Annotated in this window: 16 protein-coding genes, 2 tRNA genes and 1 riboswitch; of the genes, 13 read left to right on the forward strand and 5 right to left on the reverse strand. The window is 68.9% G+C overall.

Features of this window, described 5'->3' with window-relative positions; translation table 11 throughout:
* Both BKH28_RS13565 and BKH28_RS09110 read right to left on the reverse strand, forming a co-directional pair.
* Nucleotides 1-533 (reverse strand): DUF6301 family protein (locus BKH28_RS13565; RefSeq protein WP_075418498.1); only part of this gene is annotated, 533 nt, incomplete at its 3' end.
* Nucleotides 534-551: 18 nt separating this feature from the next.
* The gene (locus BKH28_RS09110) at nucleotides 552-3,161 is read right to left on the reverse strand and encodes a hypothetical protein (protein WP_256695620.1); all 2,610 of its coding nucleotides are present in this window, start codon (nucleotides 3,159-3,161) and stop codon (nucleotides 552-554) included.
* Nucleotides 3,162-3,807: 646 nt separating this feature from the next.
* Here BKH28_RS09110 and BKH28_RS09115 point away from each other — a divergent pair.
* The 7 genes from BKH28_RS09115 to BKH28_RS13570 all read left to right on the forward strand — a co-directional run bounded on the left by BKH28_RS09115 (nucleotide 3,808) and on the right by BKH28_RS13570 (nucleotide 13,656).
* Nucleotides 3,808-5,142: an MFS transporter gene (locus BKH28_RS09115; RefSeq protein WP_075418499.1), complete on the forward strand. Its 1,335-nt coding sequence runs from the start codon at nucleotides 3,808-3,810 to the stop codon at nucleotides 5,140-5,142.
* Nucleotides 5,143-5,400: 258 nt separating this feature from the next.
* A complete protein-coding gene (locus BKH28_RS09120) occupies nucleotides 5,401-6,072 on the forward strand; it encodes a metal-dependent transcriptional regulator (RefSeq protein WP_075418500.1) in 672 nt (223 codons plus the stop codon).
* 456 nt (nucleotides 6,073-6,528) lie between these two features.
* Nucleotides 6,529-6,684, forward strand: a riboswitch (cyclic di-AMP (ydaO/yuaA leader).
* A 3-nt stretch (nucleotides 6,685-6,687) separates the two neighbouring features.
* Nucleotides 6,688-7,524 (forward strand): C40 family peptidase, encoded by an 837-nt coding sequence (locus BKH28_RS09125; RefSeq protein WP_075418501.1) that lies wholly within the window; start codon nucleotides 6,688-6,690, stop codon nucleotides 7,522-7,524.
* A gap of 208 nt (nucleotides 7,525-7,732) precedes the next feature.
* Entirely contained in the window at nucleotides 7,733-8,671 is a 939-nt protein-coding gene (locus BKH28_RS09130; protein WP_075418502.1) for a universal stress protein, read from the forward strand.
* A gap of 101 nt (nucleotides 8,672-8,772) precedes the next feature.
* Nucleotides 8,773-8,845 (forward strand) — tRNA-Arg (locus BKH28_RS09135).
* A 155-nt stretch (nucleotides 8,846-9,000) separates the two neighbouring features.
* Nucleotides 9,001-13,311, forward strand: coding sequence for a DNA helicase (locus BKH28_RS09140; RefSeq protein WP_143224119.1), 4,311 nt, complete (start codon nucleotides 9,001-9,003; stop codon nucleotides 13,309-13,311).
* A gap of 45 nt (nucleotides 13,312-13,356) precedes the next feature.
* A complete protein-coding gene (locus BKH28_RS13570; protein ID WP_256695623.1) occupies nucleotides 13,357-13,656 on the forward strand; it encodes a hypothetical protein in 300 nt (99 codons plus the stop codon).
* A gap of 104 nt (nucleotides 13,657-13,760) precedes the next feature.
* Here BKH28_RS13570 and mscL read toward each other — a convergent pair whose 3' ends face one another.
* The 3 genes from mscL to BKH28_RS09160 form a co-directional block, all read right to left on the reverse strand.
* Nucleotides 13,761-14,162, reverse strand: coding sequence for a large conductance mechanosensitive channel protein MscL (mscL, locus tag BKH28_RS09150; RefSeq protein WP_075418504.1), 402 nt, complete (start codon nucleotides 14,160-14,162; stop codon nucleotides 13,761-13,763).
* 101 nt (nucleotides 14,163-14,263) lie between these two features.
* Nucleotides 14,264-15,049 (reverse strand): SAF domain-containing protein, encoded by a 786-nt coding sequence (locus BKH28_RS09155; RefSeq protein WP_075418505.1) that lies wholly within the window; start codon nucleotides 15,047-15,049, stop codon nucleotides 14,264-14,266.
* A 291-nt stretch (nucleotides 15,050-15,340) separates the two neighbouring features.
* On the reverse strand, nucleotides 15,341-16,003 hold the full coding sequence (locus tag BKH28_RS09160) for a 5-formyltetrahydrofolate cyclo-ligase (protein WP_075418506.1): 663 nt from the start codon (nucleotides 16,001-16,003) through the stop codon (nucleotides 15,341-15,343).
* A gap of 95 nt (nucleotides 16,004-16,098) precedes the next feature.
* On the opposite strand from BKH28_RS09160, the gene BKH28_RS09165 reads away from it, so the two are divergent.
* The 6 genes from BKH28_RS09165 (at nucleotide 16,099) to BKH28_RS09190 (ending at nucleotide 22,236) form a co-directional block, all read left to right on the forward strand.
* A complete protein-coding gene (locus BKH28_RS09165; RefSeq protein WP_075418507.1) occupies nucleotides 16,099-17,310 on the forward strand; it encodes a molybdopterin molybdotransferase MoeA in 1,212 nt (403 codons plus the stop codon).
* The gene (locus BKH28_RS09170) at nucleotides 17,310-18,056 is read left to right on the forward strand and encodes a GNAT family N-acetyltransferase (protein ID WP_075418508.1); all 747 of its coding nucleotides are present in this window, start codon (nucleotides 17,310-17,312) and stop codon (nucleotides 18,054-18,056) included. Before BKH28_RS09165 ends, BKH28_RS09170 begins: the two co-directional genes overlap by 1 nt.
* Before the next feature lie 254 nt (nucleotides 18,057-18,310).
* On the forward strand, nucleotides 18,311-19,924 hold the full coding sequence (locus tag BKH28_RS09175; protein ID WP_256695629.1) for a hypothetical protein: 1,614 nt from the start codon (nucleotides 18,311-18,313) through the stop codon (nucleotides 19,922-19,924).
* A gap of 110 nt (nucleotides 19,925-20,034) precedes the next feature.
* Nucleotides 20,035-20,110: transfer RNA gene (locus BKH28_RS09180), tRNA-Ala, on the forward strand.
* Between the two features lie 226 nt (nucleotides 20,111-20,336).
* On the forward strand, nucleotides 20,337-21,134 hold the full coding sequence (locus BKH28_RS09185; RefSeq protein WP_075418510.1) for a hypothetical protein: 798 nt from the start codon (nucleotides 20,337-20,339) through the stop codon (nucleotides 21,132-21,134).
* Nucleotides 21,127-22,236 carry a helix-turn-helix domain-containing protein gene (locus BKH28_RS09190; protein ID WP_075418511.1) on the forward strand — a complete coding sequence of 370 codons (1,110 nt, stop codon included), beginning with the start codon at nucleotides 21,127-21,129 and terminating at the stop codon, nucleotides 22,234-22,236. Before BKH28_RS09185 ends, BKH28_RS09190 begins: the two co-directional genes overlap by 8 nt.
* Nucleotides 22,237-22,759: the final 523 nt, after the last annotated feature.

A 22,759-nucleotide genomic window follows, 5' to 3' on the forward strand; every position in this document is an offset into this window, starting at 1 on the left:
TCATAGTAGGCGGCCAGCGCTGCGTTATGCGTTTCGGTTGGCGAGTCGATAGTGACCTTAACGAATGTTCCTAGTGAGGGGAGGTGGATAGATGCGTTGCTGGGGAGTATCCAGTCGCTGTAAGGGCCGTACTTGCCTCTACCTTCTTTGGGTGGGCCGTATACTGTGGTCAGGGCGTTCCGGTAGTCGGTGTAGACGGACTGCGTGATAGCAGATACGCGCGCCTCCAGTTCCACGGGGGCTCGGGTGGTCAATCGAGCATTGATGCTGTTGACAAGGTTGCGGTCCCGGGTGTCTTTCATAATGGTTCCGTCTGTCTCCCCGCTGCTCACGGGGGTGGTGAAGAATGTACCGTCGTGCGGGGCTCCGGTCCACCCGCACTGGTCGCGCAGGAGGAAGGCTTCGTCAAGAGTGATGGGCCAGGTGTGCTCCGCCCAAGCTCTCACGATGGAGACCATCTGCTCGGTGGCGTACGCGTAGAAGGGGAATCCAGTGGACTGACTGTAGTCGACGATGTTCGATGGGCTGCTCATCCTTGTCCTTTAGGTCAGTTAAAGATTGTCAATGCTCTGTTGGAGGTGCTGGATCACCTCAGGTGTCAAGGTGAGGGGTTCGTCGGTGATCTGAGTGAGATCCTCCGTCTTTGTTTTCATCACCTTGATTGTCAGCTTGGTGTCGCCGCTCTTGACTCCTTCCCACACGTCGGGGTGGTCGTGGAAGTACTGTGCGAAGCGAGGGTCGCTCAGCATGCGGTCACGAGTATAGGCCGGAGCCCCCTGTTTGGCGCTTCCTTCATAGAGCGTCGGGCGGGGTGACCTGTCCAGGTTGGCGGTGACTCCTTTGTACTCGGATATCACTATCTCGTCGCCATTGGGGCTCACCGCCATCCCGTCAAGCCAGCCGCCAGGGGCGGTGCCGTTATTCTGGGAGAGGAACTCATCGGGGATATGGTAACCCTGCGACTCGAGGTATGCCTCCCCTCCGGTCTCGCCAATGCGAGTGCTCGATCCGATCCAGTCGTTCCATGCTTCGCGGCGCTGTGTGGCGGCATCTTCTAGGCTTTGAGTGGCCTGCGGGTCGTAGCCATTTCGTTCTAACTCATCGATTGTCTTCTTGTATCTTCCTGAGTTGTACTGCGCCATGCTGTGCCCTTTGGGTAGGTGTTCCTCCAACTGTCTTCTGGCTTCGTAATAGTCGGCTCGGCGCTGGGCTCGGTACCGGAATAGCTCTTCGATCTCATCGGCACGCAGGCTCGCACGGGGGTTCCAGTCTGGGAGCCTGACGGCGCCGGTCTCGTCCCATGCGAGTCGGCGGCCGGCCTGGGAGGCGTAGTGGCGCCATGCGGTTCGGTCGGTGCGCCACAGCCAGGAGGCGTACCTGGCCTCGCGGGTGGCGGCGTAAGCGCCGCGGGCCATTTGGCCGCCCATGGCGCTGGCGGCTCCGCCGCCGACCGTGGTCAGCGCAGTGGTCGCCAGGTCCAGGGCGATCTCGGTTGGTGTGTGGGTGGACAGGTAGCGGGCCGTCGTGCCCCGGGGGTCGCGGACGAGGGACGCTGCCCCGCGGGCGGATCCGAGCACGGTGGCAACGCCCATGCCGACCTCGAAGGCCAGGCCGAGTGTGCCCCCGGACAAGACGACCATGGACCCGGCCAGCACCACCAGCCCCAGCTTCTTCTCCCAGCTCAGCGACTCCCACGCCGCCCCCAATGCATCAAGAATCCCCGCCAACCAGTACGGCTGCTCTTCGGTCAGGCTATCGGCCAGGCTCCGGGTGAGATCGGGAACCATGGCAATGACGAGTACGCCGGCCACCACCGCGCACAGGCCCCCGAGTCGCACCCTCCACTGCTCCGGCGCTGGATCCAGCTCGGCGCGCGCCGCTTCCTCCCGCGCAATCCGCAGTTTCGCGGGAGTCGCCAGCAGCAGCCTCGGTTCGCGGAACGCGGCTGCCTCCATGAGCGTCATCCACGCCCATCGCCACTCGACCCCGACGACGGAGACCAGGCAGGCGCCGTCGGCCAGGAAGCGCCCGAAGGCATTGCGTGGCACTCCCGCCCAGACACGCCACCGCCACGGCGCCCAGCGGTTCCCGTAGTTCTCGCTCTCAAGGGCGCTCACGTACCCGCCGCTCCATAGCGTGCGGCTATCGATGACCCAGGCCAGCGCCAGCATCAGCAGAAGGGTGGCGCCGCGTCCGTGCCCGTTGTTGGTCAGCGATGCCGTCACCTCAACGGGCCACGACGGCGCCTCGCCTCCCGTCAGCGACCACAACACGTCGTTGGAGGCGTTGCGCCCCATGTGGTCGACAACCGCCACCCACCACGTCCACAGCGGCACTACCGGGGCAAGGAGCTGCAACGCGGCCCTGTATCCACCGCGATGCACCCGACCACGTCGCCACAGGGCGATACCCAGCCCGATCGCCCCTCCCACCAACCCGGTGACGACCGCGTGCCCGGCATAGGGGTAGGGGAAGATGTCCCCGGTGACCCCGGAGAACGGACTCAGGGAGTAGGTCGTAGCGCCGCCGCACTCCAGTTGTCTCCCGCCCTCGGGGCAGAACAGACTATTCAGGAAGCTATTGCTGCTGTTCAGCAGCATGACGCGGCGGGTGACTTCCTCGACCGTCTCAAAGGCGGCGCCCGCCGCCACCCCCAGAACGATCCAGTCGCTCACCAGAAAACGGCGTACCCGCCCTGGAGCCACCAGGGCAAGAACCGCCAGCGGTGTCAGCTTGAGAACCTCCTCCACCACGGAGGCGACCGCTACGGAAGCGGCTATATCAGACGGGATGACGCCGGCGGCGCTGCAGACCCACAGGCTCACCATGGCGATCAACAGCGCCAATGGCATTCCAGAGGCGAACACTCCTGACGTCAGGGCCCAGGAGACGGTTTTAGCTCGGGCCAGAGTGAACCAGCACACCACCAGCCACAGGCACCCGATCCAGGCCCCCAGCGCGGTGCGGACCGTCGGCGAGACCGCCACGGCCACGAGGACCACCAGCAGCGCGAACCATGCCGCAACGGCCCGCACTCGGCGCAGCGCCAGGAAGATCCGAGACCTCGACGTGCGGTCACGCAGCCGTTCCCACCACTCCTGCCTCGGCGGTGCCTCTGCTCTTGGTCCAGCCATGGGCCCTGGTACCGCAGTGGTCGTCATGGGCGGAGCGGCCGGTTGAACAGGCGCCGTTGCAGGCTGGGACTGCTGGGCAGGTCCCTGGGTGGGCCGGGGTCTCAAGGCTCGACCGGAGTCAGGCATGTGACTGTAGGCGGCCGTCTGCATATGACCGGCCAACGGCCCCGTGGGCGGGGCGACACCATGACTCCGGGGTGGTGCGACCCCCTGGGCGGCGGGTGGTGGGATGTGGCCGGAGGGCGCCGTCGGCTGCCCCACCGCAGGGTGGCCCGACAGTTGTCCCGATGGCGGATGCCCCGCCACTGGCCGTCCCGCCGGCATCCCCTCCTGGCCCGCTCGCTCGGGCGGGCGCCGAGACGCCGGCCACACCCGAGGAGGCTCCCCGGCGCCTGAGCTCGGCACATACCCTTGGCCGTTATCGTTCAACGCCCACCCCTCTCTCATACGCCGTTCAGCGGCGTAACCATTTTGTTACCAAACGGTCGGGAGAGAGGCGGCTTCTCCGCAATCCAGTCTCACTCGCCGTCGTCAGGGGCGGCGTCCATCGCTGGTAATCGTTGGTGCCTCGAGGACTACCCTTCTCAGACGGGGCGTTCGTCGCCCGGACGGCACCGTCCGGCACCACCCCTGACACTCGTCAACCCGCCCCACGTCTTCACCACCTCAGGACATGACTCGCACGACCTCACAGCGCCGCCCCGGCGGTGGCATCTTCGCCTCCTTGAGATTCCACAACTACAGGATCTGGTTCCTGTCCGCCCTCGTGGCCAACACCGGGACCTGGATGCAGCGCGTGGCTCAGGACTGGCTGGTGCTGCGCGTCCTCACCGACGACTCCGCCTCCGCCACCGGCCTGACCACGGCCCTCCAGTTCCTCCCCATGCTGCTGCTGTCCGCGCACGCCGGCCTCGTCGCCGACCGGGTCGACCAGCGCAAGTTCCTCATCATCACCCAGAGCGCCATGGGCCTGGTCTCCGCAGTCCTCGCCGTCGACGTCCTGTCCGGCACCGCCCGCCTGTGGCACGTCTACCTGGCCGCCTTCCTCACGGGTGTCGCCGCGGCCTACGACGCCCCCGCCCGCCAGACCTTCGTGGCCCGGATGGTGCCCGCCGAGCACCTGTCCAACGCCGTGGGCCTCAACTCCGCCTCATTCAACGCCGCCCGCCTCCTGGGACCGGCCCTCGCCGGCGTCGTCATCACCTGGGTCGGCGCGGGCTGGGTCTTCGCCGTCAACGCCGCCACCTTCGTCTTCCCGGCCGTGGCGCTGGCCGCCATGCGCGTGAGCGAGCTCGTGGACATGCCCCGTGCCCGCCGTGCCGCCGGCCAGCTCCGCGAAGGGCTGGCCTACCTGCGCGGCCGCATGGACCTCGTCGTCATCATCGCCGTGGTCGCCGTCGTCTCCATGCTCACCCTCAACTTCCAGGTCACCATGGCCGCGACCGTGCGCACCGTCTTCCACCTGGAGTCCGACGCCTACGGCACCGTCTCCTCGGTCTTCGCCGTCGGGTCCCTCTCCGGCGCCCTGTGGGCGGCCAGACGCCGCAACCCCCGCCCCCGCACCGTCGTGCTGGCGGCCCTCGCCCTGGGGGTGTTCACCCTCCTGCTGGCCGTCATGCCCACCTACCCGACCTTCATGGTCATGACGATCCCGGTGGGCCTGTGCGTCCTCACCCTCCTGACCAGCGCCAACCAGACCGTGCAGATGACCACCGAGCCGTCCATGCGCGGGCGGGTCCTAAGCATCTACATGATGTTCTTCCTAGGGTCGACGCCGGTGGGAGCCCCGCTCATCGGCTGGGTGGCCGACGCCTGGGGGCCGCGCATCGCCATCGCGGTCGGCGGCCTGAGCGCTGTCCTCACCGCGCTGGTGGCCGCCGCCTGGAGCTACAGGCACTGGAACCTGTCCCTGCACTACTCCTCCACCCGCCCCTACCTCAGGGCCGCGCCGAAACCACCGCGGACCCCACAGCCGGAGACCCGGGGCGACGACGTCGACTCGCACTGACCGAACACCGACTGACGCGGGCTCGTGCCGCCTGACCGGGCCTCACATGTCATCGAACGAGTAATACGTACGCTACCCGTGGCGCATCTCCGGGGCACTGGGGAGTCCTCCCCAGCCGAGGATCGGCGCGCTTTCAGGCGGTGCTGGCCCAGATCACAGAATGCCGCCTATCCTGTCGAGGAACGCGGTTTGGTGAGCGAGCCCTTCCGAAGGCATCGAATGGCCGCGGTAATCCACCTCAAGCAGGAGCCCACCCCCATGACCGAGCTGATCGACACCACCGAGATGTACCTCAAGACCGTCTATGAGCTTGAGGAGGACGGAGTTCCGCCGCTGCGTGCCCGCATCGTCGAGCGTCTCGACCACTCGGGCCCCACGGTCTCCCAGACGGTGGCGCGCATGGAGCGTGACGGTCTCATCAAGGTCGCCGAGGACCGCTCTCTCGAGCTCACCGATGAGGGGCGCAGGCGCGCCACCGACGTGATCCGCAAGCACCGGCTCGCTGAAAGACTGCTGCTGGACGTCATCGGCATCGAGCGCCGATTCGTCCACGAGGAGGCCTGCCGCTGGGAGCACGTCATGAGCGAGCAGGTTGAGGAGCGCCTCGCCGTCATCCTCGACGACGTCTCCACCGACCCCTTCGGCAATCCCGTCCCGCCACGGACCGCGGAGCACCCTCGGCCCTCCGCCGACGAGGTCAGCGTGGACCGCTTCGCCGGACGTGAGACCGTCACGGCCGTCATCAGCCGCATCGGGGAGCCGATCCAGGCTGACGCGGAGATCATCGCGAGCCTCGAGGACGCGGAGATCGTCGCCGGAACCGAGGTGGAGCTGCGTGTCAGCGCCGGCGGGGTGAGGCTCGTCGGGTCCTCCGGTGACCCCGTCGTCCTGGCCGACGACGTCGCCCGCCACCTCTTCGTCCAGCGCTGAGCGGCGACGCTCAGGCTTTCTGCCAACCCCCTCAAGGGAGTCTGAAAATAACCTGTGCAGGCAGGGGGTTCTGGTGGTGTTTCTCGTCTCATTAGATGAGATGCGAGGAGTTGTCCCGTAGTCCGGTCGACAGTCGGACAGCCATCCTTGTTGAGGGGTCCTACAGGCGCTGGGACGGAGGGCCTATGTCGGGACCCCGTCGAGGTGGGTGCGATTTTTCAGCAGAATACCGCGAATTATCGGTTTGGGTTGCGAGCGCGCCGATGGACTGAGGTCCCTGGAGCAATATGGATAAAAGCGAGAAGCGCTCCATAGTGCTTCGGCTCACAACAGTGTGTGACACCTTGCCGTGACGAAGCGCGGGTCTGTCATGTAGCGTTCAGGTCGTTGCCGCAGACAACCGTCTCGGTGACGTCTCGGACCGGGGCTTAGTCCTGCCACTCGGTCTGAGGCACGTGGAACCAACAACTCAAGTGGCAGGAACGGGGGAACCAACTACCGGTCGCCCAGGCGAACAGCCGAAGCGGCCTTGGGGTGAAGCCCGCATCTGCGGGCCGGACGTCTCCAGTCCGAACCCGACAGCTCACCTCGTCGGCTCAACAGGAGAAAGCATTCATGTCCTCACGCACCACCGCACGTCACCGCAAAGCCACCCGCGCCCTTACCCCACTGGATGACTTTGCTCCCACCGCGCGCCGCGGTCTGGCTGTTGCCGCTTCGTCCGGCCTCGCCCTGACCATGATCGCTTCGGGAGCCAACGCCGCCGGCCACAGCGAGGTCACCTCCTCCGGCACCATCGAGGCTTCCGGCGTGACCCCCGGAGTTGGCATCTTCGCCGCCAACGCCCGCGAGGCCCTGGCCGCCCGCCAGCAGATCACCATCTCCCAGGCCAACTGGGTGACCGAGGCCGCCCCGCAGGTGGAGGCCGTCGCCCCCGCCCCTGCGGCTCCGCAGGCGCCCGCCGCCCCTGAGGCCCCTGCCGCCCAGGCCGCTCCGGCCGAGCAGGAGGCCGCCCCCTCCTCTGAGGCCGCCGCCCCGGCTGCTGCTGACCAGGGCGCTGACGCCGCTGCCGCCGACACCCAGGCCGCTCAGACCACCCAGGCCTCCGCGCCGGCCAGCACCTCCAACTCCTCTGTCGTGGCCATCGCCATGCAGTACGTGGGTGCCCCCTACGTGTGGGGCGCCTCCGGCCCGAGCGCCTTCGACTGCTCCGGCTTCACCTCCTACGTGTACGCCCAGGTCGGCATCAGCCTGCCCCGTACCTCCGGCGAGCAGGCCGTCGCCGGCACCCAGGTGTCCGCCGCTGAGGCTCAGCCCGGCGACCTCGTCACCTGGCCCGGTCACGTCGGCATCTACGCCGGTGACGGCAAGGTGATCGACGCCGGTGACGAGTCCACCGGTGTGGTCTACCGCGACATCTGGGGCTCCCCGAGCTTCGTCCGCGTCGGCTGATCCCAGACGCTGAAGTCCTGACCGTGAGGGGTGGGTGCCATCGGGCACCCACCCCTCACGGCGTGTCAGAAGAGGGTCGGAGCCGACCGCCGGGGCGTCTCCTGGGAGCAAAACGAGGACAACCTTCTCATGTGGTGGTCCCCACACCCCTTTTCGGGGCAGAATGTCCTTGGGTCGTAGACCGTTATCTCGAGAAAGGGCAGATCCCATGACTGATGACAACGTCGTCCTCGTCGGAGTCGATGGTTCACCCGAGTCCCTGGCGGCAGTGGACTGGGCTGTGGCGCGCGCTGAGTGCCAGGGCTGGCGCGTCCACATCCTGTGCGCCTACTCCCTGCCCTCCTTCACCACCGCGTCCCTCGACGGCGGCTACGCGGCGCTCGATGACTCGGCCATCAGGTCCGGCGCCCAGGCCGTCATCGACGAGGCCGTTGCGCGCGTCAAGAAGTCCGGCGTCACCGTCACCTCCTCCCTGGAGACCGGGGACCCGGCCGGGGTCCTCGTCGACCTCTCCGAGGAGGCGACGCTGGCCGTCGTCGGCACCCGGGGAGGTGGCGGCTTTGCCGACCGGCTCCTGGGAACCGTCTCCTCCGCCCTGCCCGCCCACAGCCACTGCCCGGCCGTCGTCGTACCCCAGCACAATGAGGGCGCCGACTACACGCCGGTGCGTCGCATCGTCGTCGGGGTCGATGGCTCCTCCTCAGCCCGCAGGGCCCTCAAGTGGGCCGTGACCGAGGCGGAGGCGTGGGGCGCCGAGCTCACCGCCATCGCCGCCGTGCCGATGGCCTCCGGGGCTGGGGCGCTCGCCTGGCTGCCGGCCGCCGTCGACCGCGAGCAGGTCCTGGCCGACGTTCGCTCCGGGCTGGACCGCGCCATCAACGAGGCCCTCGAAGGCCATGAGGGCGTCACAGTGCGCCGCCACGCACTGGACGGCAACCCGGCCGAGCTCCTGGCCGAGTTCTCCACCGCCGTGGACCTCATCGTCGTCGGCTCGCGTGGACGCGGGGGCTTCTCCGGCCTCCTGCTGGGCTCCACCAGCCAGGCCGTCCTGTCCCACGCCTCGTGCCCCGTTCTGGTCGCACCCACGCACTACGCCAAGGGGGAGCGGCGCACCTCGCGCACCTCCACCCCGTGGGGCCGGGCCTGAGGCCCCACCCGCCGCGGTGAGCCCACCTTCGCTCGCCGCGGCGCCACCCCGCAGCCCGAGTGGTCATGGTCGGGTCGATCCGCTGGTAGTCTTCCGCTCAGGCCCTCGTAGCTCAGGGGATAGAGCACCGCTCTCCTAAAGCGGGTGTCGTTGGTTCGAATCCAATCGAGGGCGCTGACACCACCGGGTCCGGGCGGCGAGCGTCGATATCGGACGGACTCGATCAGTGCCGCCCGGTCGTGCCCGGACGGCAGCCGCGGGCGCATGGGGCGTGCCACGCCGCGGTGCGTCTCCACGCCCAAGGGTCCATCGGCCTATATCTTGAGCGTATGACGCCTTCGTTCTTCTCCTTCGGCCGTAAACGGCGCGATGCTGCCCTCCGGGAGGATGAACACAAGGGTGCCCGATCCTCGGCCGGCTCAGATCAAACCGCGAGCCGACGGCGTTTCGCCGCGGACCTGGGGGCTCTTGCCGCGGCGCCGAGCAAGCCCGAGCCAGCCCCCGAACCGGCGCCTCCGGCCCCCGTGCGCCCCGCGCCCGCACCGCCACTGAGCGCTGCGGACGTCGAGCGACGCGAGCGCATTGACACGGCCCTGTCCTCCTGGCGCAGCCACCTCGTGGACCTGGGGGGCGTGGCGAGCCTTGATGACATCACCCTGCTCGACGGCGTCGTCGACCTCACCGCCGCGCACCCCTCCGGCCTGGCTCAGCTCTATGCCGGCCGCCCCACCAACCTGTCCAGCATCGTGCGCGAGCGCAACGCCCTGGGCCAGGCCCGCCAATCCCTGCGCGAGGTCTCGGCGCGCACCGACGTCCTGGCCCGCCAGTTCGGCGTCGCGCCGGTCTACCTGGCCATCGGGGTGGCCACCTGGAATGAGACGGTCCCCGAGGACGACGAGGAGGACGGTCTCCACCTGGCCGACGGCGACTCGCCGGAGGCGGACCTGACCGCCCAGATCCCGCACGTCGAGCGCATCGCCGCCGAGCACGCCGCCCGCAACGCCCTGGCCGCCGCCGGCCTGACCGTCCCCGAGGCCCCCACGGCGCCGCGCGTGCGCACCGTCAACGCCCCGGTCCTGCTGCGCCCCGTGCGCCTGACCAGCGCCACCGCGGACGCCACCCTCACCCTCGACCCCACCATCGAGGTCAACCCGGTCCTCACCCGTGCCCTGCGCCGCTACCAGTGCAGCACCGACATCGGGGACATCGCCCGCGCCGCCCTGTCCTCGGCGGGCTTCACCCCGCGCTCGGCCCTGGCCCGCATCGGTGCCCTGGGGCGCCAGTACCTGCCCGGCTTCGAGATCCACGAACGCCTCGTCGTCGGCGCCTTCGTCCACCCCGGACAGGCGCTGGTGGAGGACTTCGACGCCGTCCTGGAGCGTTCGCGCACCTCCGCCCTCGTCGCCGCCATCGCCGGCGACGAGGGGGCCCGTGAGGCCCTCAGCGTCGAGCTGCCCCCGGCCGTTCCCACCGACCGGGTTCCCGGCGCCGAGCGCGGCGTGGGTGACCTGGAGCCAGCCCAGCTCGACGTCATCGAGGCGGTGGGCACCGGAGCGAGCTTCCTCATCGACGCGCCCCCCGGCTCTGACGTCGCCGGCACCCTGGCCGCCGTCTTCGCCGACGCCGCCGCCTCCGGACGCACCGTGCTGCACGTGCCCGCCACCAGTGCCGACGGGCACGCCGTCGCGGCCGCCCTGCGCGAGGAGGGCCTGGGATCCATGGTCCTGGACCTCACCGAGGACGCGGCCTGGCGCCAGCACGCCTCCGAGGGCATCCGCGAGAGCCTGGGCGTCCAGCCGCCCCAGCTCGACGTCGCCGGGATCATCTCCTCGCGGGACCGCCTCACCTCGGTCCGCTCCCGCCTGGACCGCTACGTGCGTGCCCTGCACCGCCCCCGCGAGCCCTGGTCGGTCTCCGCCTACGAGGCGCTGCAGAAGCTCGCCGAGCTCACCAGCCGTCGCGACCGGGCGACCACCCGGGCCCGCATCGACGCCGAGCACCTGGGCCGCCTCGACGAGGACGGCAGGGACCGGGCCCTGGCCCTCCTGCACCGCGGGCACGCCCTGGGGCTGTTCACCCCGGAGGTCTCCTCCAGCGCCTGGAACGGGATCCCGGTGGAGGACATGGACGAGGCCACCGACGCGCTCGTCCACCTGCGTGCCCTGGCCAATGACCTGCTGCCCACCATCCAGGAGCACACGGCCGTGGTCGCCCGCACCACCGGCCTGAGCCGGGCCCGCAACCTGGGCCAGTGGATCGAGCAGCTCGACATGTTCGACGGCGTACGCGAGTCCCTGGACGTCTTCCTGCCCGAGGTCTTCGAGCGCTCCGCCGCCGACATGGTCATCGCCACCGCCTCCAAGCGCTGGCGCGACGAGCGGGGCATCCACATGGACGGCTCACGGCGCCGGCGCTTCACGCGGCAGGCGGGCGACCTGGTGCGGCCGGGCCGCGTCGTCGACGACCTGCACGGCGAGCTGGTCAAGGTCCAGCGCCGCCGCGAGGTGTGGCGCCGCCACGACCCCGACGGCGGATGGCCCCGCCTGCCACAGGGCCTGGACGAGATGCGGCGCACCGCCGGACGGGCGCGCGGCGCCGTGACCGAGGTTCAGCCGCTGCTGGGGCGCGCCCAGGACTCCCCGGTGCTCATGGAGACGCCCCTGGAGGATCTCCTGGAGCTGGCACGCTCCCTGGCCGCCGACGACCTCACCGCCCAGAAGCTCCCCGAGGTCAACCGCATCCGCACCGATCTCGAGGCCCTGGGCCTGAGCGACTTCGTGGCCGACATGGCCGCCCGCAGCGTCGAGGACGAGCAGCTCGAGCCCGAGCTCACCTACTGCTGGTGGTCCTCCCTGCTGGCGCAGACCCTCGCCGCCGACCCCGACCTCGGCGGTCTCGACGCGCGCGCCCTGTCCCAGATGGCCGTCTCGCTGCGCGAGCTCGACGCCGCCCACACGCGCTCCCTGTCCGGTCCCGTGGCCCAGGCCTGCGCCCGGCGGGTGCGGGCCGCCGTCGAGGAGGACAAGGCCGACGCCCGCGCCCTGTACATCGCGCTGGCCCGCGAGGACGGCGTCCCGCTGCGGGAGATCATCGACGCCCACCCCATGGCCCTGCTGGCCCGGCCGATCTGGATCGTCCCGCCCACGCTCGTGCCCCAGATCTTCTCGCCCACCGCGGTGGTGGACCTGGCCGTGCTGGACGCCTCCACGCCCATGCCGGTCCCGCAGGTGCTTCCCGCCTTCGTGCGCGCTGAGCAGGTGCTCGTCGTCGGCGACTCCCGGCGCGCGACGAAGGGGCTGGCCGCCGAGCTCGGCCCGCTCCTTCCCTCGCGCACCCTGCCGACGGGCCGCAACAGCCTCGACGCCGGCATCGCCTCCTTCCTGGCGGCCAACGGCTACGAGGGGGTCGTCGAGGCCGTGCCCTCCCCGCCGGGGGACACCTCCCTGACCCTGGAGCTCGTGGACGGGCGAGGCATGCCGGCGCCCGGGCAGACCGCGGTCGAGACGGTGGAGGCCGAGGTCTCCCGCGTCGTCGACATGGTCATCGACCGGGCACTGACCCGGCCCGAGGAGTCCCTGGCCGTCATCGCCCTCAACCGCCTGCACGCCGACGCCCTGCGCTCGGCCATCACCCGCGCGGCCGCCGGCGCCCCGGCGCTGGAGGAGTTCTTCGCCCCCGGGGCGGCCGAGCCCTTCACCGTCGTCGAGCTGGCCGAGGCCCGCGCCCTGCAGCGCGACCACATCATCATCTCGGTGGGCTACGCCAAGACCCCGCACGGGCGCACTATCCACAACTTCGGGCCCGTCTCGGACCACAGCGGCATGGTGGGGCTCGTCGAGGCCCTGTGCGCCTCTCGGGGCAGCACCCAGGTGGTCTCCTGCCTGGCAGCCGGAGACATCGACCGCGACCGTCTGCGCGCCCCGGGGGCCCGTCTGCTGCGCGAGGTCCTGGCCCGGGCCGAGGACTCCTCCCAAACCGGCAACTCCGCCGGCAAGGTGCCCGACCGGCTCCTGGTGGACCTGGCCGAGCACCTGTGGCGCAAGGGCCTGTCGGTCGTCCCGCGCTACGGGACCGACGGCGGTGTGCGTATCCCGCTGGCCATCGGCCACCCCGACTACCCCGACGAGCTGCTCGTGGCGGTCCTGACCGATGACGTCGACTACATCTCCGAGCCCAGCCTGCGTCGGCGCGACCGTCACCGCGTCGAACGCCTCGAGCGGCGTGGGTGGCGCGTCCACATGGCCTTCTCCGCCGGGGTGTTCGTGGACCCGGAGGCCGAGGCGAGGGCCGTTGAGGAACTCGTCCTTGCCGTCCTGGTGGAACGTCAAGGGGAAGCCGCTCCGGCCATGGAGGCCGTGCCCGACCGCGTCGACGACTCGGTGCGTGCCGTTCCCGAGGCTCCCGAGTCGGAGGCCGACGAGGCCCATGAGCGCACTGAGCGCCCTCGCATCGCCCAGGGGCTGCCGCTGCAGGCTTACTCCGACGACCAGCTCGATGACCTCATGGCCTGGATCCGCTCCGACGGCGTGGTCCGCTCCGAGGCAGGGGAGGTCGAGGAGCTGAGAAGCGCACTGGCTCTGCGTCGTCGCGGCTCGGGGATCGATGCCGTCCTGGCCAACGCCGTGCGGCGCACTCGCTGAACCGCACGAGCGGTGCTGAAGGACGCAGTGAATGACAGTGATGCCGTGAATGACGCCGCTGTGACAGGCGGATCCGGCCGGGCGCGCGCCCCGGGCGCGGAGTCCGCAGACAGTGCCGTGACGCCTGAGCGTGGGAGCACGCGGCGTCGCCGTCGGGTCATCGCCCTGTCAGCCCGGGACCGGGCACGTGTCGAGCGCGGTGAGAGCCCGGAGGATCTGGCGAGGGCCGACTACGAGCACGACGCCCTCAGCGGACCGGGGGAGGGGCTCGACACCCCGGCTCCCGGTGGTGCCGGCTCCAATGACGCCCGCCTCCAGCGCGACGTTCCCCCGCACTGGGGCTGATAGCGAGCCGCCGCGAGGGAAATGCGCGGAAAAGCGGAAGGCCCCGCCGATCATGAGGATCGGCGGGGCCTTGCGACGATGCGATGATCAGATCGCTGCGGGACTCAGTGCTTGGCGGCGTTGGCCGAGAGCAGGTCGCGGATCTCAGTGAGGAGCTCGACATCGGTGACCTCGTTGGCCTCCTCCTCAGCCTTCTGCTTGGCCATGCGCTCCTTGATCTTGTTCATCGGCATGACAATGGCGAAGTAGACGGCGATGGCAATGAAGAAGAAGTTCACCACGGCAGTGAGGATCGTGCCGGGCTGAATGTACTCGGTGGAGCTCGCGAAGATCTTGAACTGACCGATGGAGTCGAAGTTCGGCTGGCCGACGATCTGACCAATAATGTCCAGGATGACCTTGGTGATGGCGTCAACGATCGGCTTGAACGCGGCACCGATGATGACGGCGACGGCGAGCTCGAGGGCGTTGCCCTGCGCGATGAACTCCTTGAATCCCTTAATCATGGCGATCCTTTCTAGCGGCGCGGGCAGACGTCTGCCGGGGTGCGCCATCGGGGGCTGGAAGTGAGAGCGTCCTATCATTCGCGTAAGACGCCGCAGCGGCATTACGGGCTCAGCGCAATGCCGAGCGTGCTATTCGTAGCCGCGCCAACTACCAGAATAGCGCTACTGGAAGGAATGGCCAGTGTGATAAGTGTTACTTTCTTGTTTTCTGTCCATCGACCACCCTCTCCGACCTGCTGAATCGTCACAACTCTCGCTCTTGAGCAGAGAACGGTGCTGTGCGTTCCAAAAGGTCCTGCAGATATTCCTTGGGAGATACTCTGAGAAGACTCCTGAAATCCTGGTGATCCCTGGTTGCTCAGTGAAGAGGGTGCGTTGGGACTGGATAAGGGGTTCATTGTCGAGCTGCTCTCCGGGCTGCTCGGCGCGGCGGGGGCCTCGGGGCGCTCAGTGGGATTCTGTGCCGCCGCACCCTGAGAGGCGTCCTCCTGCGTCTGCGGTGTCCACCCCTCGGGGGCCTGCCCGATGACATCCACCCGCGCACCGGGGCGGGCGAGCTCGGCTCCGACGTCGATGGGCACCTGGACCAGTCGCTCGTCGGCCCCCAGCTGCTGGGCCAAGCCGCCGCTGGTCATCGAGGCGGTCAGTACCGTGCCCTTCTCCAGGGAGATGGCCGCCCGGCTCCCCACCGCCTGACCCGTGGAGGTCAATGGGGACTGGGGGATCGACCCGGCCGGAAGCGTGCTGGTCGAAACGTCCTGTTCGGTGAGAAGAGCCCCGGCGCTGATTGAACGCGATGCGACGAGAACCTGCTGCCCGCGTTCGGGGCCGGGACGCAGCACGCTGAGGGCCACCAGGACCGCGGTGCCCAGGCAGACGGCCACCACCAGGTGGCGATGCCTCCACAGCAGGAGCGAAGGGCGGCGCCAGGTCCGCCCGGCCCGGCTGCTCGGACGGGCCGGGCGGGAGCCGGGCACCGAGGAGTGCGGTGACTCCGCACGGGGATCCTGAGGTTCCCGAGAGGTGCTGAGCGAGGGGCGGCGGGGCAGTCCGTGGCGGCGTCTCATGCCACCAGGGTCGGCGGCCGACGGCGGCCCGGCACGCCGGCTCCTCAGTACTGTGGACAGGGGCCGCCTCAGGGTGCCTGTGGCCCCCGGGAACCGGCGGTCTCGGTGGGCTCAGGACTCCGGGGACATGGTGTGCGCCGGCGAGCCGGCGGCCAGCAGGAACCACTCCTGGGCCGTGATGACGGCGTCCACGCACCTGTCGTGCTCCTCCATCGGCAATGGCCCGGGCACCAGCTCCTCAGGGTGGAGGATGGCGAAGGTGTGGGCATCGGGGGAGCGCAGGGGCAGCATCCTGTCGTACCAGCCGCCGCCCTGTCCCAGGCGGCGCCCGACGCAGTCCACGGCGAGTGCCGGAATGATGAGGGCGTCGACGTGACTGACTGCGTCGGCCGGAAGGGTGGGGCCGCTGGGCTCCGGGGGGCGCCTCGGCGCCCGCTCCGCCAGGTCCTCACCGCCCTGGAACAGCCCCCAGCAGCGCGCCAGGCGGGGGCCGAGCACCGGCAGCAGGACCTTGACGCCGGCCTCGTGAAGCCGTTCCAGCAGCAGCCGGGTGCAGGGCTCGGCCCCCACTGACACGAAGGCCGCCACCTTCTGGGCGCCGGCCACCGCCTCCAGGGCGTGCTCGGTCAGCGCCTCGCAGTCCGCGGTATGCCCCTGGGTCGGGTGATGGTGATGGGTGCGGCGGTGCGCCCTGAGCACCTTGCGCAACTCGTCCTTGGCGTCGTCAACCTCGAGTCGGCTCGTATCGGGAAGGTCCAGCGCGCCGGTCGTCATAGTTCCATCCTCGCAGGTGAAGGCGCCCCGCGCCTGAATCGTTCGTCCCGGCGGGGCACGGCGCGTGTCGTCAACCTGAGGGTAACCTGAGTGCCATGAGAACAGTGGCCGAGCACCTGGCCGCCTGCCTGGAGATCGCCCAGGCGGCTGCGCCCCTCGACGTGGTCCTTCCCGACGCCGTCGGATGCGTCCTGGCTCAGGACGTCGTCGCCGGAATCGACCTGCCCGCCGTGGACCTGGCCGGACAGGACGGCTATGCCGTCATCGCCAAGGACGTCGCCGAGGCCGACCGGAACAACCCGCTCGTGCTCGACGTCGTCGATGCGGTGCGCGCCGGCGACATGCGCCCCTGCCACCTCGTCTCCGGGGCCGCCGTCCTCATCGACTCCGGAGCGCCCATGCCGCTGGGCGCCGACGCCGTCATCCCCTGGGCGGACACCGACCGCGGTGAGTCCCGGGTCGCCGTCCACCGCTCCATCGCATCGGGCGACAACGTCCGTCGCCGCGCCGAGGACGTGAAGTCCGGAACCACTGTCCTCAAGCGGGGGTCGCGCGTCAGCGCCCGACAGGTGGCCCTCCTGGCGGGCCTCGGGCTGCACCGGGTGCGCGTGCGCCCCACACCGCGCGTCGTTGTGGTCTCCATCGGGGACGAGCTGGTCGAGCCCGGCCAGTTCCGTGAGGCCGGGGACGTCTTCGATGCCAACGGCCACGCCCTGGCCTGTGCGGTCACCGACGCCGGCGGTCAGGCCTTCCGGGTGGCCGCCGTCCCCGACGAGCTGCGCGCCCTGGCGGACACCATCGAGGACCAGCTCGTGCGCGCCGACGTCCTCATCACCACCGGGGGCCTGAGCGTCGGGCAGGGGGACACCGTCAAGGAGGTCCTGGCCCCCCTGGGCTCGGTGCGTTTCGACGCCGTCGCCATGTCCCCGGGCCGGCAGCTCGGCGTGGGGACGGTCGAGGGCACCCCGATCTTCTGTCTGCCCGGCGACCCGGTCAGCGCCCAGATCGCCTTCGAGACCTTCGTGCGCCCGGTCCTGCGCCAGATCGCCGGGCGCACCTCCCTGCACCGCTCCAGCCTTCCGGCCACCATCTCCGAGGGCTGGCACTCCCCGAGCGGAAAGCGCGAGTTCGTCCCCGTGCACGTCAGCGGCTCACCCTCCCGCGGATACCGCGCCGAGCCGACGACACCACCGGGCACTGTCCGGCTGCACGGCCTGTCCGAGGCCAATGCCATCGCTGTCGTGCCCGAGGACACGAGCACCGTGGTGGCCGGCGACACCCTCCACTGCCTCCTGCTGGACGCCTGATGCCCGGCCCGCGGTCGACGGCTCATGACGACTCCCTCGGTGGTGGGGCCCGGCGGGCCATCGCCGGCCTGCTGCTCGGGGCCGGCTCGCCGACGCGCTTCGCCTGGCCGGTGCGCCTCGAGCCCGAAACGACCCACGAGGACCGGGCTCCCGGTGCCTCGCAGGTGCCCGGGCGCCCCTCGGTCGTCGTGCGCGAACTGCGAGCCGACGACGAACAGCCCTGGAAGGCGCTGCGGCTGGCGGAGAACGACCGACTCGCTCCCTGGGAGGCCACTCTGCCGGTCGGCGGTGGGGAGTCGCTGAGCACCTTCCCCGCCTTCCTGCGCCGCCAGACCCACCGGGCCAGGCTCGCAGAGGCGATGCCCTTCGTCGTCGAGGTCGACGGCGCCTTCGCCGGGCAGATCGCCGTCGATCCGATCATCTGGGGTGCCATGCGCAGCGCCCAGGTGGGCTACTGGATCGGCTCGGCTTGGCAGGGGCGCGGGATCATGCGCCTGGCGGTGGCCCTCGTCCTCGACCACCTGCTGGGGCCGGTGGGGCTGCATCGCGTGGAGATCAACGTGCGCCCCGACAACGAGCGGAGCCTGGCGCTGTGCCGTGGTCTTGGGCTGCGCGAGGAGGGGCTGCGCCGCGGCTACATGCACATCAACGGAGCCTGGGCCGACCACGTCTCCTTCGCGGCCCTCGCCGAGGAGGCCCACGGGCCGGATGGTGCCGGTTTCGAGCAGCGACTCACGCGCGGGTGACGCTTTTTCACGGCATGCGCGCAGGCTGAGGTGGGGCTGGTCTCCGGGGTGCGGCGGGTGCGTCCACGGCGCGTTCGGGGTGGCTGTCGGCTGGTCGGTGACGACGCGCTCAGCGAGACGGAAGAAACGTGTGTGACTCATGTGGTGACAGAGGTGTCATGCTGACAGTGTGACGTCATGAATCCCAGGTATTTCGAAGGAAAGCCGGAGTGTTCCTGCGCAGGGACGAGGGCGGGCGCGCTTACGGTTGCTGTGTGGGAATCGAGATCTGGGCAGTCATCGCCCTCATCACGGTTCTCTCCGTGTACCTCCTTCCGCTTTTAGTGGGGCGCCGCGAGATGGCTCGACGCTCCAACGTCCAGGACCGCTACTCGGCTGAGCTGCGGGTCCTGGCGACGGGTACGGCCGCCGTCGAGCGTGACGAGACCTGTGCGAGCAGTGGGCATGCGGAGCTCTTTCGACGTCGACCGGAGGTGAGGGTGATGAACAGGCCCGCCGTGAGGAATGTGCGTGCCCTGCGCACCGAGCGCGAGCTCGACCGTGCCCGCCAGGTTCACGCCCAGGGCCGTGAGCGCCGTCGGGTCGCCGCCTCGCACCGCGGGATCGTCGCCAGCGTCCTGCTCGGAGTCTCGCTCGGCGCCTGGGTGCTGGGTCTTGTCACGGCTCTGCCGTGGTGGCCCGCCCTGCTGCCCACCGCGCTGCTGGGAACCTCGATGGTGGCCGGACGCCGAGCCGCGCTGGCCTCGGCCGCGGCGGACCGCCGTGAGCGCCGCCGCATCGCCGAGCTCGAGCAGACCCTGGTAACCCTGACCGGCCGGCGCTCCTCGGCCTCGGTCGTGGCCGCGCCCCGTTCCGTCGTCGACAGCACTCGCAGCGCCTCCAGCGGTGCCGGCAGCGCTGTCAGTGCCGTCAGTGCCAGTGAGGCCTCGCCCGCTGTGTCCGCCGAGTCTGTCGAGTCCACCGGCGACTCCGGCACGCAGGACTCCTTCATGGAGCGCCTCGCCCGCGAGGGTGCCCAGCGGTCGGCCGTGCGCTCGGCGTCGTCGCCCCGGGAGACAGCCGCCACGGAGTCCGCCGAGTCCGCCGTGCCTGCTGAAGCCACCACTGACAGCCCCGCTGAGGCGACCGGCACCGCTGCTGTCCGTCCCTCCCGGACCATCGACTCCGAGGAGGAGCGTCTGGCCAAGCTCGACGCCGACCTGGACGCCGAGACTGCCGCGGCCGTGGCCGCCGAGCGCGAGGCGACCCGCCGCGCCTCGGTCTACGTGCCCTCGCGTCATGCCGGCAGGGTCTCCCGGGACATGGGCATGCGCGAGGCGGTCTCCCGCGATGGCGATGAGGAGAGCTCGCCGCGCACCAAGGACTTCGTCGCCTCCCTGTCGACCTCGACCTCCCGCAGCCTATCCGGCTGGGGCAAGCTCTTCGCCGAGGCGAGCGCCATCGAGCAGGAGGCGCAGGAACGGGATGCTGCGGCCTCCGCCCCTGAGGCGGCTGCGCCGGCCCGACCGGCCGCTGCGGCCTCCCCCCAGCCCGCCTCCGAGCCGGCCCGTCCCGTCGTCCGCCCGCAGGCGCCCGCTGCTGCGCCGGCTGAGGCGGAGGGAGTCTCCAAGGAGGAGGCGACGACGTCGACCCCGCCCCAGGGCTGGCGCCCGGTCCACGTGCCCGCCCCGACCTACACGCTGGCGGCCCGAGCCCCCCGGCGCTCCTACGCCGACCCGGTGGTCGACCCGGGCACCTCGGCGCCGGTGCCCGCGCGTCCGCAGTCGGCCCGCGCCTACATCCCCGCTCCGGTGGAGGATGAGGAGGAGCTCTTCCACCCCATCGACCTCGACGCCATTCTCGAGGGGCGGCGCGCAGCCGGAGAGTAGTGCGCGAACTCCCACGGCCCGTCGCCGGGCGGCTCCGGTGCGGTGGGCGGGCTCACCGCCACCGAACTTGCCAGGACTGCCTGCGGCGGTGCTAGGATCGGTCCGCACTCGGGGCTATGGCGCAGTTGGTAGCGCGTCTCGTTCGCAATGAGAAGGTCGGGGGTTCGAATCCCCCTAGCTCCACCACCTCGAAGGTCTGCCCCGCCAGGAAACTGGCGGGGCAGACCTTTTCTTGGTGAGGTCAGGCGGTGACCGTTCGGCTGCAAGGTGCTCCGGCGCTCATCGCCTCAGCGGGTGCGTCCGTGTCAACATGACGAGATGATCTACCTCAAAAGTTGGCACTGAGCTCCTGGTGACATGCCGAGAGTAAAAATAGGAGCGCCACATACTGACTTTGCGCTACGATGAGGGTATGACCTCAGAAGACGACGCGCTGGAGAGCCTGGGTCAGTCCGGGCTGCTCGAGGTGCTTGAGTGGGCTGTTCTCGTGGCTTTCGCTCGAACGGGGCAGGACTACGACGAAGATGCTGGCCATGATCAGATGTTCGTCGGCGTTCTAAACTTCTTGTATATCCGTGATCTTCTCGACCGGGCGACCGCCAATGGGCGCTATGCCCTTCCTGACGGCGCTAACAATCTCGGCGAAGACGTCCTTGGTAGAGGCATCACGCCAGAAGCTCTGCGGACAATGCCGTTGATCCTCCCCGGTCGTATCAGTCGAAGCGACTATCGGCATTCGCCGGGATGGGCGGCTGATGGTTATCGCGTGCTGCTGCAGTCCTTCAAGTATGGTGAGGTTGATCGCATCAATTGGGGGCAGCGGAGTGATGCGAAACGACGTGTGGCGTCGCAGGCCTTCATCACCCAGGGTGTGCTCTTTTCGGGTGAAGACTTCGGCCTGGGGGCCATCGTCGGAATTCCTGACGGCGATGGCTTCGAAGGGGTGACGCTCATTGCTGCACACTCTTTCGATCCAATCACTGGTAAGTTTGAGTTATATATCGGTCAGAGTAAGAACCCTGAGTTTCGGGGAGATTCATGCTGGCACTGGCGTCATCAACTGCTCGATGGAGGTACTCCTTCTGAGCTGACAGAGCGGGGCCTGCCCCCTGTTCTTCCAGGTGACGCTCCTTCGATGCAGGTTGAGGAGATTGCTGTTCGCCTCAAGAAGGCACAGACGGGCGATGGTACGGCCACTTCGAATGGCTAGCACGCGACGTACAACTCAAACGCTTGCCAATGCCACATCGTTCTTCAACGGACGACGACTGACGATGGCGCGCCAGTTGGTTGGTCTTCGGAAAGCTCGTCTCGCGGAATTGATTGGGATGTCGCCAGCGTCGGTTACGGGCTGGGAGAACGGAGCTAAACAACCCAACCGTGCCACAGTAGCCAAACTAGCGTGGGCGCTGAAGGTTGAGCCACAGTTCTTTGCTGGAGGGATCCCTCCTCGTGTCGAGAAGCCGCACTTCCGTTCGTTGCGTTCAACCCCGCAGGTCGCTCAGGACGAAGCGGAAGCTTACGGTCAATTCGTCACGGAAATTGCTGGACTCCTTGAGAAGGTCGTTGAGCTTCCCGAGACGCTGCTGCCTGATCTCCCTGTGGGTCCAGATGAAGCTGATGGCTCACCGGAGGAAGTGGCGCGTGAAGCCCGGTACTTCTTCGGCGTCACGCCGGGACCGATTCAGCACCTCGTCCGGCTGGCAGAGCGCGCTGGTGTGGTCGTCGTGTTTAGCAAACCTGGTATCGAGGCGATCGACGCCTACTCCTTGCATACTGGCACGCGCCCAATCATCGTGCTCAATCCTGTGAAGGACGACTACTACCGACAGCGCTTCGATGTTGCCCACGAGATCGGGCACCTGATCATGCACCACGATGCTGAACCTGGTGGGAAGGTTGCGGAGGAGCAAGCCAACCGCTTCGCCGCAGAGTTCCTGATGCCGGCCGAGGAGATCGGGCCGCATCTTCCCACGACGACTGCGGGTCGGGGCTGGACTAAACTCGCGGAGCTAAAGGAGCACTGGGGTGTCAGCCTCGCTGCGCTTCTCTATCGGGCTCGTACGCTCGGCGTCATGGGAGACGTGACGTATAGGAATGCCATGATTCGTATGTCACAGAACGGTTGGCGACGTGCTGAGCCCGGCAGAATCTCATCCCTTGAGGCGCCATCGATGCTCGCTCGGGCCCGTGAGGTGATCAACGAGGCGGGCATCGATGACCAACAGTTCCTGTCTGGCGCCGGTCTCCCGCTTGATCTATTTGCGATCGCAACGGCACGTTCACCGCTCGCTCATGTCAGCCCGTCGTGACCTCAACCGACGAACGCGGCACCCGTTTGATCGTTGATTCGCTTACGCCGTACATCTCGGTCAGTTCGCGTCGGGTCGTGCCGCTGGTGAATAGACGTCGTATCTCGGCCTTCTCCGCTCTTCGCTGAGGGCTACACGCTTCGCCTTCACGGCCCGGCACGAGGGAGCGTGTCTCGGACGGTGGTGTGGCGCAGGCTGTACCGCTCGGCAAGTTCGTACGTCGAGGCGCAAGCCTCATAGTCCTTGATCAGGATCTTGACCACGGAACGATGCAACGCGTTCTACTGGGGCAGTGGGTACTCGTCCACCTGACTCATGACGCCTTGGTGGGTTATGGGGAGGTCGGTGTAAGTTTTCGTTGGTATTGGGTATTGAGGGTTTGGTGGTGGGGCACTAAGAGCCCGCATGGTGCACCGGTATGAGCCCGTATCTGCGCAAGGTCAGGACCGCTTCGGAGGCCACGGCGGTGTAGATCGTGTCCAAGTCCGGCGGTGTGTTCCCGGCACCGTTCTCCTTGTCCAAA

Source organism: Actinomyces oris, assembly GCF_001937665.1.
Taxonomy (GTDB): Bacteria; Actinomycetota; Actinomycetes; order Actinomycetales; family Actinomycetaceae; genus Actinomyces; species Actinomyces stomatis.

Bases quoted from the DNA above. Each gene is read 5' to 3' on its own strand.
- BKH28_RS09160 (WP_075418506.1), bottom strand. From the start codon at position 16,003: ATGACGACCGGCGCGCTGGACCTTCCCGATACGAGCCGACTCGAGGTT.
- BKH28_RS09120 (WP_075418500.1), top strand. From the start codon at position 5,401: ATGACCGAGCTGATCGACACCACCGAGATGTACCTCAAGACCGTCTAT.
- BKH28_RS09140 (WP_143224119.1), top strand. From the start codon at position 9,001: ATGACGCCTTCGTTCTTCTCCTTCGGCCGTAAACGGCGCGATGCTGCC.
- BKH28_RS09125 (WP_075418501.1), top strand. From the start codon at position 6,688: ATGTCCTCACGCACCACCGCACGTCACCGCAAAGCCACCCGCGCCCTT.
- BKH28_RS09110 (WP_256695620.1), bottom strand. From the start codon at position 3,161: ATGACGACCACTGCGGTACCAGGGCCCATGGCTGGACCAAGAGCAGAG.
- BKH28_RS09165 (WP_075418507.1), top strand. From the start codon at position 16,099: ATGAGAACAGTGGCCGAGCACCTGGCCGCCTGCCTGGAGATCGCCCAG.
- mscL (WP_075418504.1), bottom strand. From the start codon at position 14,162: ATGATTAAGGGATTCAAGGAGTTCATCGCGCAGGGCAACGCCCTCGAG.
- BKH28_RS09170 (WP_075418508.1), top strand. From the start codon at position 17,310: ATGCCCGGCCCGCGGTCGACGGCTCATGACGACTCCCTCGGTGGTGGG.
- BKH28_RS09115 (WP_075418499.1), top strand. From the start codon at position 3,808: ATGACTCGCACGACCTCACAGCGCCGCCCCGGCGGTGGCATCTTCGCC.
- BKH28_RS09130 (WP_075418502.1), top strand. From the start codon at position 7,733: ATGACTGATGACAACGTCGTCCTCGTCGGAGTCGATGGTTCACCCGAG.
- BKH28_RS09190 (WP_075418511.1), top strand. From the start codon at position 21,127: ATGGCTAGCACGCGACGTACAACTCAAACGCTTGCCAATGCCACATCG.
- BKH28_RS09185 (WP_075418510.1), top strand. From the start codon at position 20,337: ATGACCTCAGAAGACGACGCGCTGGAGAGCCTGGGTCAGTCCGGGCTG.